This window comes from Candidatus Accumulibacter sp. ACC012, from assembly GCF_907163155.1.
Lineage (GTDB): Bacteria > Pseudomonadota > Gammaproteobacteria > Burkholderiales > Rhodocyclaceae > Accumulibacter > Accumulibacter delftensis.
Genome location: NZ_CAJQUC010000009.1, coordinates 242,621 through 256,285, shown reverse-complemented (window position 1 = coordinate 256,285; position 13,665 = coordinate 242,621). Strand labels below are relative to the sequence as shown.

The window sequence follows — 13,665 nt, the reverse complement described above, 5'->3', positions numbered from 1 at the left end:
TTCAATCAAAAGGGAGAACACGATGCGGAAATTCAGCGCGCTGGCTCTGGGCATCGCCTTGTCGGGCGCCACTACCGCGTGGGCGCAATCAGCGCAGGCGGCGGACGAACACGCGGGACATCATGGCGCGCCGTCACCGGCGCCCGTCGCTGCACCAGCGATGCCAATGTCCGGAATGACGCACGAGCACATGGCAACTGGTGCAAAGCCCGATGCCGGGGATGGCATGAAGAAGGCGATGCCGGGCGCCGCTGCTGCCGATGATATGTCAGGCATGGCGGGCATGGACCACGGCGACATGAAAATGCAGGGTGGCACCCGTCCCGCTGCGACGCCAGCGATGCCGATGGATGGAATGAACCACGAAGCGATGAAAACTGGCGCCATGCCAGATGCCGACGGCGGCATGACGAAGACTCCTCCAGCCGCCGCTGCCGGCGACATGGTAGGTATGGACCATGGCGACATGAAGATGCAGGGTGGCAGCGCGCCCGCCGACGCCCGCGACCCAAACGCGTACTCGGACGGCTATACGCTCGACACGGGGAAATATGCACTCCCCGGGCCGGAGCGCTTGCGCCTGGCGGACGAGCATAGTTTCGGTGCCGTGCTCTTCGATCGCCTGGAGCGTGTGTATGGCAACGACGGTAATGGCACCTCCTACGACGCACAGGCCTGGTTCGGCCGCAACTACAATCGTCTGGTGGTCAAGGCGGAGGGTGAATACGCCAACAGCAAGCTCGAAGACGCCCGTACCGAAGTCCTATGGGGGCACGCCATCGCCAGCTACTGGGACACACAGCTCGGTGTGCGCTTCGATTCGGGAGAAGGACCCAATCGGACCTGGGCCGCCTTCGGCGTACAAGGGCTCGCCCCCTACTGGTTCGAGCTTGACGCGACTGCCTACGTGGGCAATGAAGGACGTACGGCACTGCGCCTGAGCGCCGAGTACGAGCTGTTGCTCACGCAGCGCCTGGTCCTGCAGCCGCGCATTGAGATCAATGCTTACGGCAAGGATGATGTCGCCCGTGGCATCGGCAGTGGTGTCTCCGACGCCGTTGCCGGCCTACGCCTGCGTTATGAGATTTCCCGCCAGTTTGCACCCTACGTCGGCGTCGAATGGGCCGGCAAATACGGCCGAACCGCTGACCTGGCCAAGGACGAGGGCACACGAACCAGCGATACCCTGTGGGTTGCCGGCCTGCGCTTCTGGTTTTGACAAGGACGCAGGAGCCCGCGATTGATTTGCCCACTTACCGCAATTGAAGACAACGACCAGAGAGATCAATGACCATGAAGAAACCAAGCATCCTCCTTTTCCTGAGCCTTGCATCCGCCGCGGCGATGGCCGCTGGCGACCACCAGGGCGGCCATGCGATGCATGGTGACCAGCACGCGAGCACGGTCGGCGTCCCCGGGAAAGCGGCTGACGTTACGCGTACCATCGACGTGAACATGGACGACTCGATGCGCTTCGTTCCGGATCACGTCACGGTCAAGGCCGGCGAGACCGTCCGCTTCTTCCTCAAGAACCGCGGCAAGGTGCCGCATGAAATGGTCATCGGATCAATGGCCGAGCTCAAGGAGCACGCTGAAATGATGCGCAAGTTTCCCAGCATGGAACACGAAGAGCCCAACATGATCACCCTCAAGCCGGGTCAGCGCGGCGGCCTGATCTGGAAATTTGACCGACCCGGCAGCGTCGATTTCGCTTGCCTCATTCCAGGTCATATGGAAGCCGGCATGGTCGCCAAGGTGACGGTAAGCAAGTAAGCTCGAGCCAGCTCGGTGGCCATTGATCCTTCGAGTGCCCCGGCCAGTCGCTTGCGCTCGAAGGCCAGTGCTCTGTGTACCATGTTCTGAAGGATGGTGTCTCCGGGCAGGACGATCCGTTCCCTGCACAGCAGATCCACCAACTCGTGCAGGATATAGACCGGCCGACTGGCGATGTGCAGCATGCGCCTCGACGTGGCGCTTGCGGGCATGGTCCGAGACCGTGAGGTCGGCGACCGCCTTGTTGTCGAAGTAGCGCCGGCGCAGATAGTCGACGTCGTCGCGCACAGCCGGCAGTTCGAAGCGGAAGGAGTGCTGGCGAGCACGGAAGTAGCCTAGATGCAGCAGAAAGTGGATCTTGGTGTGGACCGAGCGGCGTTGATCGAGGGCCTCGAGCTCCGGTGCCGTCAGCGTAAAAAAATAACGGCTTACAGTTTCTGTTTCTTGTGGAGGTAAAGAATTGGACGTACAGCGTCAGCCGTTTCCCGAGTGAGGCGTTAAGTCGCCATTACACACGAACGGAAGACAATGAGTTTTTCAGTAGCGATTGCCAGTTCCGGCGTGTACGTCAACAGCACGCCGATTGCGCAGGAGAAGCAGCGACAGCAATTCATTACTGCCCTGCGGGCCGTGGCTGCGATTGTCATTCTCTGGCACCACTTCGCACTCTATCCGCCCTTGCGGCAATGGGCGGCACCGCTGCTTGGCGATATGCTCGATTGGCTGGAATTCAACGCTCGGGCGACGCAGGTTTTTTTCGTGGTGGGCGGCTACGTCATGGCGCTCAGCATGAGCCGGCAGAACTGGAACCTGAGAAGCATGCGTTCGTTCGTCGTCCAGCGCTACCTTCGGCTCGTCATCCCCTATCTCGGCGCCATTGCGCTGGCGGTTTCGAGTTACCTTGTCGCGCGCGGCTGGTTGCCCGATTCCGTGGTCGGAGAACCCGTCTCTTTGCCGCAACTCCTCGCGCACCTGTTCTTTCTGCAGGACATTCTGGGTTACGAGCAATTGTCGGCCGGCCTCTGGTTCGTCTGCATCAACTTCCAGCTTGGCCTCGTCTACGCTGCCGGATTGTTGCTACGCGACACGCTCGCCCGGGACAAAGCTCCGTTCGTTGGTCTCCTCGGCTGGCTGTTGGCGGCCTTTTCGCTGTTTTACTTCAACCTGAACGAAGCCTGGGATCACTGGTGGCTCTACTTCTTCCCCTATTTCTTCATGGGTATCGTCATCCAGCGCGCGGTGCACGTCGGCGGAAGCAGTCGGGAATTCTGGTTCTATCAACTACTGTTCGTCGCTGCCATGGTGTTCGAATGGCGCTGGCGCCTTTTGAGCGCGTCCGTCGTTGGCTTCCTCGTGTTCAGTTCGCTACGCTCGGGGTGGGGGCAGCACTGGCCCCACAGCCGTACGATCAGCTGGATCGGCAATGCTTCTTACAGCCTTTTTCTCGTCCATTTCCCGGTTTTGGTGATCGTCGCCACCGTGTGGACCCGGATGGACTGGACGACGCCTGCCGGGGCAGTAGTCGGCCTGGTGCTGGCGTTTGCTCTGAGCCTACTGACCGCCGGCCTGTTCCATCGCTGGATCGAACGTCCGGCGGGGCGACTCGGCCGCAGGTAGTGCGCGGAAAACTAGGGGGATGGGGGATATTGCGAACGCGAAGTTGGATGCTGCGGGGAGTCCTATGTTTTCGTCACCAGATCGGAACGTGAGTCGTCACCAGCGACAGTTCGGGATCGATCTCGACGGAGTGAAATGTGAGCCCGGCTCCTTTTACTTTCTTTTTGGGGGGTGTAGGCCGGAACCTCAGAAAACTCCGGCGTCCCAACTCAAGCCCGGCGATCAGGCGTGCGCCCTGGTTTCCGATCTCTATTTCGATGTCAGTGAGCCCGGTCAATTCCTTCTTTCCACCGACCTGTGCGATGGTCGAGCGTAGCTGGTGATAGGGGTTCGTGGAGCGACGGAACAGCGACGCGACTTAAGCGCTAGCCTTCACCCGCGGCGATCGATGCCCGCCACGCGCGCATCACTTTCCGAGATGCCGTTGCGGTCGTCTCGTGGCGTTCCGCGATCATCTGGAACGTCAGCGGTACTACTCGCAACGAGGCTGCCATACGCGAATGGCAGCGCCTTCGCCTGAGCGCCCGCCAAAATCAGCTTGTCTCCAATGGTAATGCCGGTGCCCTGGCCAACTCCCGCCGCAACTGCCACTGCTTGACCAACGCATACAGCGCCGGGATGACACACAGCGTCAGCACTGTCGACGAGACCATGCCACCGACCATCGGCGCGGCGATGCGACTCATGACCTCCGATCCGGTGCCACTCGACCACATGATCGGCAGCAGGCCAGCCATGATCGCCACCACTGTCATCATCTTCGGCCGCACGCGTTCGACGGCGCCTTCCATGATCGCGTGGTAGAGGTCGGCGGCGCTCGGATCAACCCCTTCGGCACGGCGTTTGGCGGTGATTTCCTGCCACGACTGATCGAGGTAGATGAGCATCACCACGCCGGTTTCGGCGGCCACGCCAGCCAGTGCGATGAAGCCGACCGCCACTGCCACGCTCATGTTGTAGCCCAGCCACCACATCAGCCAGATACCACCGACCAGCGCGAACGGAACGGAGAGCATGACGATCAGCGTCTCGGTCAGGCGCCGGAAATTGAGGTACAACAGCACGAAGATGATCGCCAGGGTCAACGGTACGACGAGGGCGAGCTTGGACTTGGCGCGCTCCATGTACTCAAACTGCCCCGACCAGGTGGCGTAATAGCCGGGCGGGAAAGTGACCTTGTCGGCGACGGCTTTCTGGGCATCCTTGACGTAGGAACCGACGTCGCGATCACGGATATCGACGAAGACGTAAGCGGCGAGCAGCGCATTCTCGGTCTTGATTCCCGGCGGGCCATTGCGCAGTTCGATGCTCGCCAGTTGGCCGAGCGGGATCATTCCCGCCTGGCTGGGCACGAAAACCTCATTGGCGATGCGTTGCGGATCGTCGCGCAGGGCGCGCGGGTAGCGCACGGTCACGTTGTAGCGTTCGAGGCCTTCGACGGCGGTGGTCACCACCGCGCCGCCGAGCGCGCTGCCGATCACCTGCTGAAAGTCACCGACGGTGATCCCGTAGCGGGCCAGCTGCTCGCGTTTCGGCGTGATGTCCAGGTAATAGCCGCCGGTGACCCGTTCGGCGTAGGCACTCGAGGTGCCGGGAACGTCCTTCACCGCCTGTTCGATCTCGCGGGCGACCTTCTCGATCACCGCCAGCTCCTTGCCGAAGACTTTCACGCCGACCGGCGTACGGATGCCGGTGGACAGCATGTCGATGCGCGCCTTGATCGGCATCGTCCAGGAATTGGCCAGGCCAGGAAACTTGAGCGCGGCGTCCATCTCGGCAATCAGCTTGTCGACGTTCATGCCCGCGCGCCACTCCTTCTCGGGCTTGAGATTGATCACCGTCTCGAACATCTCCATCGGTGCCGGGTCGGTGGCACTGGCGGCGCGACCTGCCTTGCCGTACACCGACTCGACCTCGGGGAAGGTCTTGATGATGCGGTTGGTGGTCTGCAGCAGGCGCGCGGCTTCGGTCACCGACATCCCCGGCAGCGACGCCGGCATATAGAACAGCGAGCCTTCGTTGAGCGTCGGCATGAACTCCGAACCGATGCGACTGGCCGGAAAGACGGTGACGGCCATCACCACGCCCGCCAGCAGCAGGGTGACGATCTTGTGGCGCATCACCGCCTGGATGATCGGCCGGTAGACCCAGATTAGGAAGCGGTTCACCGGATTCTTCTGCTCGGGCATGATCCGCCCGCGAATAAAGAACATCATCAGCACCGGCACCAGCGTCACCGACAGGACCGCTGCGCCGGCCATGGCGAAGGTCTTGGTGAAGGCCAAGGGGCTGAACAACCGCCCTTCCTGACCCTCGAGGGTGAACACCGGCAGGAAAGAGACGGTGATGATCAGCAGCGAATAGAAGAGCGCCGGCCCGACCTCCTTGCAGGCGCGGATCATGGTCGCCGCGCGATCGTGTTTGGTGGCGTGCGACGGCAGGTGTTCGAGTCGCTTGTGGGCGTTCTCGATCATCACGATCGCCGCATCGACCATCGCCCCGATGGCGATCGCGATACCGCCCAGACTCATGATGTTCGAACCCATGCCCATCGTACGCATGGCGATGAAGGCAATCAGGATGCCGATCGGCAGAGTCAGAATGGCCACCAGCGCGCTGCGCACGTGCATCAGGAAGATCACGCAGACGGCACCAACGATCAGGCTTTCTTCGAGCAAGGTCCATTTCAGGTTGTCGATGGCGCGTTCGATCAGTTTCGAACGGTCATAGACGGGAACGATCTCGGTTCCCTCCGGCAGGCCCGGCAGCAACTCCTCGATCTTGGCCTTGACGTTGGCGATCACGTCGAGCGCGTTCTGGCCGAAGCGGGCCATGACGATCCCCGAGACCACCTCGCCCTCGCCGTTGAGTTCGGTGATCCCGCGCCGTCCGGCCGGGACGATCTCGACGCGGGCGACATCGCGCACCAACACCGGTGTGCCGCCGTCACTCTTCAGCACCAGCGTCTCGATGTCGGCGACCCCCTTGAGGTAGCCGAGCCCGCGCACCATGTATTCCTTCTCGGCCAGCTCGACGACGCGACCGCCGACGTCGCGGTTCGATTCGCGAATCACCTGCGACAGACGTGCCAGCGAAACGCCATAGCTGGCCAGCCGGTGCGGGTCGACGATGACCTGATATTCCTTGACGAAGCCACCGACGCTGGCCACTTCGGCGACGCCACCGGCCTTGGTCAGCTGGTAGCGGACGTACCAGTCCTGCACGCTGCGCAAGTCGGCCAGCGATTGATCCTTGCCGGTCAGCGCATACTGGAAGACCCAGCCGACGCCGGTGGCGTCGGGCCCGATCTGTGGCGAAACGCCTTGCGGCAGGTTGCCCTGTACGGAACTCAGATATTCCAGTACCCGCGAGCGCGCCCAGTAGATGTCGGTGCCGTCTTCGAAGATCACATAGACGTAGGAGGCGCCGAACATCGAGAAGCCGCGCACCACCTTGGCTTTCGGCACCGCCAGCATGGCCGTGGTCAGCGGATAGGTCACCTGATCCTCGACGACCTTCGGCGCCTGCCCGGCGTAGGGGGTGAACACGATCACCTGCACGTCGGAAAGATCCGGCAAGGCGTCGAGCGGCGTTTTCTTGACCGCATAGATGCCGCCGGCGACCACCGCCAGGGTGGCCAGCAACACCAGGAAGACGTTGCGCGCCGACCATTCAATCAGCCGATCGAGCATCTCAGTGGCCCTCGTGCTTGGCGGTGGCCTTCTCGATGCGGGTGATCACGAACTCGCCGTCGCCCCGGTCCTCGAACTCGAAGTGCATCGGCGCGCCGGGTGGCACCCCTTTGGCGACCTCGGGACTCGCCAGCCCGAACTCCATGGTCATCGCCGGCCACTGCAGTGCTGGAATCGGCTCGTGCGTAACCGACGCGGTGTTCGACGCGATGTCCAGTGAATCAATCGAGCCCTGCGCCTGGTACAGTTTCGCCACCGCTTTGGCCGATTCTGCCGACTGTGGTGCGGTGAAGGTCGACAAGGCCGCCTTGAGGTTGCTTTCCGCGTCGATCAGGAAGTTGGCCGCGGTGACTACTTCGTCGCCGACCTGAATGCCTTCGAGAATCTCGACCGCCTCGCGTCCGCGCAGACCGATCTTCACGGCCTGTGGTTTGTATTTGCCCTCGCCCAGCACGAGCAGGACCACCTGGCGGTCGCCGGTGTCGATCACTGCCGATGGCGGCACGGTCAGGCGTGCAGCCTTACCCGCGGTGGCGATCTCGACGTGCGCGAACATGCCCGAACGCAGCATCCCGTCGTGGTTTTTTAGTTCGAGCCTGACCGGAGTGGTGCGTGTCGCGGCGTTGAGCGTCGGATAGAGGTAGGTGACTTTGGCTTCGAAGGGATGTCCCGGAAAGGCGTCGATGATCACCTGCGCGCTTTCGCCGAGCTTGACCCGGGCCAGATCCTGTTCGTAGACATCGGCGATCACCCAGACGGTGGACAGGTCGGCGATACGATAGATGACCGTTCCGGCCATGAAACGCATCCCTTCGATGGCCTTCTTTTCGAGTACCACGCCGGTGGCCGGCGAGGAGAAGGTGACCAGCGCGTTCTGCGAACCGGCCGCGCCCGCAACCTTCCAGTTGCGCAGCCGTTCGCGAGCGGCTTCGGCAAGGCGGCGGGCGCCCTCGCGGGCTACCGGATCGGCATTGCCGGCGCTCTGCTCGAGCGTCTCGGCGATGCGCAATTCCTTCTGGGCGGAGACCAGCTCCGGGCTATAGACCGAGAACAGTGCCTGTCCCTTGCTCACCGGATCACCGGTAGCGCTCACCTGCAGCCGTTCGATCCAGCCTTCGAAGCGTGGCGCAACGTCGTGAATCCGGCGCTCGTCGACCTCTACCCGGCCGACGGTGCGCAAGGCCGCGTCCAGGGTGCGTTCCTCGGCACGGGCGGTCTTGACGCCGAGGGTCTGGATACGCGCCGGGCTGACCTTGACGGCGCCGCTGTCGTCGGGTGCGTCGTCTTCGTAGACTGCGATGTAGTCCATGCCCATCGAGTCTTTCTTCGGCTCGGGCGAGGTATCGGGCAAGCCCATCGGATTGCGGTAGTAGAGGAGCTTGCGTTCGTTCTTGCCGGCTGGTGAGGGAGAGGCGGCGGTATCGCCGCTGGCTGCGTCGGCCATTGCCATGGTCGACGCAGCGGCCGGCTGCTGCCTGCCGAACCAGTAGCCGGCTCCAAGGGCGGCGGCGATGGTGGCGATCACGGCGACTGCCAGGGTAAATTTGAGACTGCGGTTCACAGCGCTTCTCCGGTCAGCAATTCGAGTTCGGCGAGGCGAACGGCCGTTTCCACGTCGGCGTCGAGCAAGGCTAGGCGAGCGCGCAGGATCTGCCGCTCGGCGTCGATCAGGGTGTTGAAGTTGACGCGGCCGCTTTCGTAACCGGACTGTGCCGCGTCGAAAGTGGCGCTGGCCTGCGGCAGCAAGGTGTTTTTCAGCAGGCGCGCCTTGTCGCGGCTGGCCTCGAAAGCGGCAAGCGTTTCGCCAAGCCGGCCGGCGAGGCGCGTTTCAGCGGCCAGCACACGCGTCTGCGCGGCGTCCAGGCGGCGTTCTGCCTCGCGCTCCTGGGCGCGCCGGGACGACTGTTGCAGCGGAATGGTCACTCCGACCATCACTTCCCAGTTGTCCGACGCATTGTAGGGGCGGTTATTGGTCAGGCCGACGGCGAAGTCCGGATAGCGGTTCAACCAGGTCAGCTCGCGACTCTTTTGTGCGGCAACGACGCCGAAACGTTCGCGTGAGACCTCTGGCGAGCGCGTGCGGATCTGTTCGAGCAGGCTCTGGTAGGAAATTCTGGCGGGGGCTGGCGGCAGTTGCGCGGGCTCGGCCAGCGGGGCATCGCCATCGCGCGCCAACAGGGCATTGAGCTTGGCGGCATTGTCGCGCTTGCGACGTTCGGCTTCGACGAGATCGATCTTGACGCTGGTCAGTTCGCTCTGGGCCCGCAGGGCGTCCTGCTGCGGTACCAGACCGACGCCGTAGCGGGTCAGCACCAGCTGCTCGATAGCGTCGAGCAGCGACAGGGTCTCACGAAGGATGCGGATCTGGCCGGAGGCCTGGAACTGCCTGGCGTAGGCGGTCTTGATGCGGTTCTCGACCTCCAGCACGGTGCCGTCCTGCAGGGTCTCGACCTGCTCGGCGAGCGCCTCGGCGACTTCACCGCGCAGCTCGCGCTTGCCCCAGAACGGCAGCGGCTGGACGACCCGGTAGCGGGTATTGCCCACCTGCCCCGGCAGCAGCGAGGGCGCACGTTCGGAATTCACGGTATTGGTGAAGTCCATCAGTTCGAGCTCGAAACGCGGATCGGGCAGCGCCGCAGCCGGCTCGACCCGTTCCCGTGCCGCTTCCGCCTCGAATTTGCGGACACTCAGCTCGGGATTGTGCTCGCGGGCGTAGCTCAGCAAGCCGCTGAGCGAAGCACCCAGCGGCGGGGCGAGTGGGCCCTGCGCGTAAGCCGGCGCGTTGGCTAGCACGAGCGCAAGCAGCACACAGCCGGCCGCAGCAAGGCGTGCCGTGAGCGCGCTTGGCGTGGAAAGCATCATCTGTCGGGAATCCGGTTAATGTGAAAGTCGCCTACGCGACTCACGAAGCACGCTGCTCCCGTAGGGGGGGAGAAAGGAAACTACTTCGCGGGCTCGAGTGCGGTGACCGTCAAGGCGTCGCCGACATTCTCCGCAGTGAAACTCACCTTCTCGCCCGCCTTGACCTGATCGAGCATCGCCGGGTCACTGACACGGAAGACCATGGTCATCGGCGGCATGTTCAAACTGGCCAGCGGGCCATGTTTGATGGTGATCTTGCCAGCAGCCTTGTCTATTTTCTTGACGGTGCCTTCAGATGCTGCCGCCTTGACGCTAGCGGCGCCGCTGCCCGCCGGATGATGAGAATCGTGCTCAGCGGCGGCAAACACCGGGTTGGCAAGGGCTAGGGCAAGCAGGGAAATGACGGGAAACAAAGGTTTCATGGCGGATCCTGTGGGTAGATGATCGGGGGTCGATAGGCGCTGAGTTTCAGTCTTGCACAAACATGTCACAGCAACTGCATTCACGGTGGCCAAGGCCGCAAATGATACCTATTGCATCCGCTCAACAAGCTGACCTATAGATTACATTCGTGTAATGGTGCTTCATCATTGAGCCCCGTCATGCACGTCAGGGACTGTACCTCACTTGCCTGCGTGTTCGGCTGCGGGCCGGCTTCCTGCGGATCTTCGCGCTGAGCCTCCGTTCCTGGTCCGCCTTCGCTTGTGTTGGTACGCCGCTTAGTACTTCTACCGGCTTTGCCCAAGCGGAAGACGCCGCGGTATCTGGCCTTCGCCAGATGATATCCGCAGCGCCGCCACGACCGAAGTGCTCGTGCGAACAGGCGCGGAACGAGTGGCCTAAGCTCTCTGATCAAGAAGCCTGCAGATCATGTCGATCCCATTCGCTACGACCAGCGTTCGTTTGGTCTGATGTCGCGTGTCGTCAGAATCGGCGACAAGGCTTCGAAAGGTTCAGCTGTCGCTCAAGGGCCTTTATGCTCCTTGAGAAGTGGGCTGAGGCGACTGACTTCGTCGCCGTGCATGATGATCTTCTGGCCGTCCGTGGTTTCCATCACTTTGCCCTCGTCCATGCGCGTGGCGCGACCGTATTTGTCTTCCATGGCCATCTTTCCGCCCTTGAAGATGAAGACCGTCGATCCGTCCTTCATCGAGATCACCTTTTCAGCTTGCGCACGCGCAGCATCGTCGGCATTGGCGGCTACGGTAACGCCAGTCAGTACGACGGCCATTAACAGATTTTTTAACATTTTCTTTCTCCTGGAGTTGATGCAATAAGCATTGCATGGATGTTTCGTGAGCTACTTCGAGTAGTGCGCCCGGGCAATGAAATGCGCATCATCCCCGGTTGGCTTCTTTGCTCCTGGACCTGTGTCATCCGCCCAGACGATCTGGACTCTCGCTCACGTACACCGTCACACCATCGGCGCCGGCAACGACGTTTGAAAGCGAAAACGGTGAGGTCCCTACCGTATCGAACGTCCAGGTGACGCTCTTTCCGCCGGCGTTGAGGCGCACGGTTTCGAAGCGCGTAACGTTCAGGACCTTGCTAGCAGCATCGATTTGCAGCTCCCGTGAAGCGAGTGCGGAAGAGCTGTAACCAAAGGGGGCGAGCTGCTTGGCAGTCGGCTGGCCGCCGGATTCCGAGACGTGCGAAAGCCAGTGATCGATCTGCGTTTCCGAGTAATCCTGGTGGGCAAACGCAGTCGTTGTACCGACGGCGCTCGCGGCCACTATCAGCGCCAGTTTCGCGAACTTGTTCCTCATGCTGTTCTCCTTTTGACATCGGGTTGATTACGCCGGACAGTCCTCATCCGACGCTGATGCCATCTTAGAATGTGCATGCCAACAGACTACTGACCGGGCAGTTACATTTTGGTCAGAGTTCTGTCACCGAACCTGGGGTGTGCGACGGAGAGCAAGTGCTGGAGAACATGAAAAAGATGCAGAAGCAGATCGGCAAGATCCGCCAGAGGCTCAGCCTCCCTGGGCGCGGAAGAAGCTGAAGGAGGAACGCTGGGCCGCCCTGAAGCACACCATGCAGATGATGCATGGCATGTGGGGGCGGGCAACCTACTCGTCAGGCCAGTGCTTTCAGGCCTTGGTAGCCAACGTAAAGACCAACGAGAAGGATGAGCGCAGCAGAGAAATACGGTGCTCTCCGCGCAAACTTGCCGAAACCGCTCCATCGCCTGGAAACGTGTTTCACGCTCAAGGCTGCCAAGGTGCCGGAAAGCACCATCGTCAAGGCCAAGCCGATACTGAAGCTCAGCACCAGGGTCGCACCGAGGGTGATCTCCTTCAGTTGCAAGCACAGCAACAGCACGGTAATCGAGGCGGGACAGGGAATCAGCCCGCCAGTCAGCCCGAACATGACGATCTGCCCGGTCGTCACTTCCCGATTGGTGAAACGGTGGCGGATATCGTTGGCATGCGCCAGTTCGTGCGGATCTTGGTATCCTGGAGCTGACACGTCCAGCCCCTCGTAGTCCTTGATGGCGTGGTGCTGGTGGTCGTGCTCGACGAACTCGACGTCATAATCGTGGCTGTGGTGCTCGTGACCCAGGCGCAGACGAGCCACGAATTCGTGCGGCTCGGGAACTTCCTGCTCCGACTCCACAAAGCCGTCGCGCTGCACGAACCGGAAGGATTGGCAGCTACCGTCTGGCCGTTCGGTCTCGATCCTCACCTGATCGGCTGTCCAGGTGTGGCCGTGCCCGCTTTTCGCGAACAAACGGAAGCGCGGCGGCACGCCGTCCTCGAACACATCCAGGCGTACCACGCCGTGGCCGGTATCGATGCGTTTGCTGTCGTCATGATGATGATCGTGGTCCTGCTCGGCAAGCTGCTGTTGTCGCCAGTTCCGCCAGATCATCCAGAGAGCAACGCCGATGATCACCAAGGCGGACGCCACCTGCAGATAGGGCTCACTGGTTTCCGCGTCCCATTTCTGGCCGAAGTACATGCCGCCAAGCGCGATCACCCACACCACAGCTGTGTGTGAAATCGTCGCCGATACCCCGAGCAGAACGGCTTGCCCTACCGTGCCACGAATCGCAACAATGAAAGCGGCCATCATGGTCTTGGAGTGGCCTGGTTCGAGGCCGTGCAGGCCGCCGAGCAAGATCGCACTCGGGATAAACAGCCAGGCGTTTCCCGCGCCCTGCGCCAGCAGGGTGGAAAAACTGGTCATCGTGTTTCCTTCAGAGATATTTGGTGATGGCTTTGAACTCGCGGATAGTCTCTTCCGCGCTTTGCGGCGCGTCGCGTACTGCTTGTTCAAGGCAGTGGTCGATGTGGTCGTGCACCAGCGTCTTCTTGGCATTGCCGACTGCGCTTTCGACGGCCTGCAGTTGCTGGGCGATCGCCAGACAGTCACGGCTGTCCTCAAGCATGGCGATGGTGCTCCTGAGGTGGCCTTCAGCCCGTTTCAGGCGCTTGATGATCTCTGGATGGGAAGTGTGCGTGCTCATACCTTTTATCCTATCCTGGAGGATAGGATTTGTCAAGCTGAGACATTTTCGCTGTGTCGATTTTCCAGCGCATCAAATATGTCTTTTGGATTTTTGGCGACGACATCAGCGTGCCGGCAGCGGAAGGGGCGAGGCGTCGCTGGTTTTTCGTTGGCGGCGCCCGGGTTTTTCCGGTTTTTGCGATCCTTGGGCGGCCGCCGTCCCCGCTGGAGAATCGCGGTAGGGTGTGCCGGGTGGGTGGGAGTCGCG

Annotated in this window: 12 protein-coding genes and 1 pseudogene; 3 read left to right on the top strand and 10 right to left on the bottom strand. The window is 61.8% G+C overall.

Going from position 1 to position 13,665, the window contains the following annotated elements; translation table 11 throughout:
- Positions 1–22: 22 nt before the first annotated feature.
- Both QZ648_RS11970 and QZ648_RS11965 read left to right on the top strand, forming a co-directional pair.
- Complete coding sequence (locus QZ648_RS11970; RefSeq protein WP_291997170.1) at positions 23–1,219, top strand: copper resistance protein B; 1,197 nt, start codon at positions 23–25, stop codon at positions 1,217–1,219.
- 74 nt (positions 1,220–1,293) lie between these two features.
- Positions 1,294–1,773, top strand: a complete 480-nt coding sequence (locus QZ648_RS11965) for a cupredoxin family protein (RefSeq protein WP_169065298.1) — start codon at positions 1,294–1,296, stop codon at positions 1,771–1,773.
- Positions 1,774–2,019: 246 nt separating this feature from the next.
- On the opposite strand, the pseudogene QZ648_RS24960 reads toward QZ648_RS11965, so the two are convergent.
- Positions 2,020–2,184: pseudogene (locus tag QZ648_RS24960) on the bottom strand (hypothetical protein); the annotation flags it as partial.
- A 117-nt stretch (positions 2,185–2,301) separates the two neighbouring features.
- Here QZ648_RS24960 and QZ648_RS11955 point away from each other — a divergent pair.
- The gene (locus QZ648_RS11955) at positions 2,302–3,390 is read left to right on the top strand and encodes an acyltransferase (RefSeq protein WP_291997169.1); all 1,089 of its coding nucleotides are present in this window, start codon (positions 2,302–2,304) and stop codon (positions 3,388–3,390) included.
- 73 nt (positions 3,391–3,463) lie between these two features.
- Here the strand turns inward: QZ648_RS11955 and QZ648_RS11950 are convergent, their stop codons facing one another.
- From QZ648_RS11950 to QZ648_RS11910, 9 genes are all read right to left on the bottom strand, one after another.
- Complete coding sequence (locus QZ648_RS11950) at positions 3,464–3,667, bottom strand: hypothetical protein (RefSeq protein ID WP_169065292.1); 204 nt, start codon at positions 3,665–3,667, stop codon at positions 3,464–3,466.
- Positions 3,668–3,923: 256 nt separating this feature from the next.
- On the bottom strand, positions 3,924–7,082 hold the full coding sequence (locus tag QZ648_RS11945; protein WP_291997168.1) for an efflux RND transporter permease subunit: 3,159 nt from the start codon (positions 7,080–7,082) through the stop codon (positions 3,924–3,926).
- Position 7,083: 1 nt separating this feature from the next.
- A complete protein-coding gene (locus QZ648_RS11940; protein WP_291997167.1) occupies positions 7,084–8,643 on the bottom strand; it encodes an efflux RND transporter periplasmic adaptor subunit in 1,560 nt (519 codons plus the stop codon).
- Positions 8,640–9,944: a TolC family protein gene (locus QZ648_RS11935; protein ID WP_291997166.1), complete on the bottom strand. Its 1,305-nt coding sequence runs from the start codon at positions 9,942–9,944 to the stop codon at positions 8,640–8,642. Before QZ648_RS11935 ends, QZ648_RS11940 begins: the two co-directional genes overlap by 4 nt.
- A gap of 80 nt (positions 9,945–10,024) precedes the next feature.
- A complete protein-coding gene (locus QZ648_RS11930; protein ID WP_291997165.1) occupies positions 10,025–10,366 on the bottom strand; it encodes a copper-binding protein in 342 nt (113 codons plus the stop codon).
- A gap of 542 nt (positions 10,367–10,908) precedes the next feature.
- A complete protein-coding gene (locus QZ648_RS11925) occupies positions 10,909–11,193 on the bottom strand; it encodes a CopK family periplasmic copper-binding protein (protein WP_291997164.1) in 285 nt (94 codons plus the stop codon).
- Positions 11,194–11,317: 124 nt separating this feature from the next.
- Complete coding sequence (locus tag QZ648_RS11920) at positions 11,318–11,710, bottom strand: CzcE family metal-binding protein (RefSeq protein ID WP_169068365.1); 393 nt, start codon at positions 11,708–11,710, stop codon at positions 11,318–11,320.
- A gap of 313 nt (positions 11,711–12,023) precedes the next feature.
- Positions 12,024–13,136, bottom strand: a complete 1,113-nt coding sequence (locus QZ648_RS11915; RefSeq protein ID WP_169068364.1) for a nickel/cobalt efflux protein RcnA — start codon at positions 13,134–13,136, stop codon at positions 12,024–12,026.
- A gap of 10 nt (positions 13,137–13,146) precedes the next feature.
- Positions 13,147–13,416, bottom strand: a complete 270-nt coding sequence (locus tag QZ648_RS11910) for a metal-sensing transcriptional repressor (RefSeq protein WP_169068363.1) — start codon at positions 13,414–13,416, stop codon at positions 13,147–13,149.
- Between the last annotated feature and the right edge of the window lie 249 nt (positions 13,417–13,665).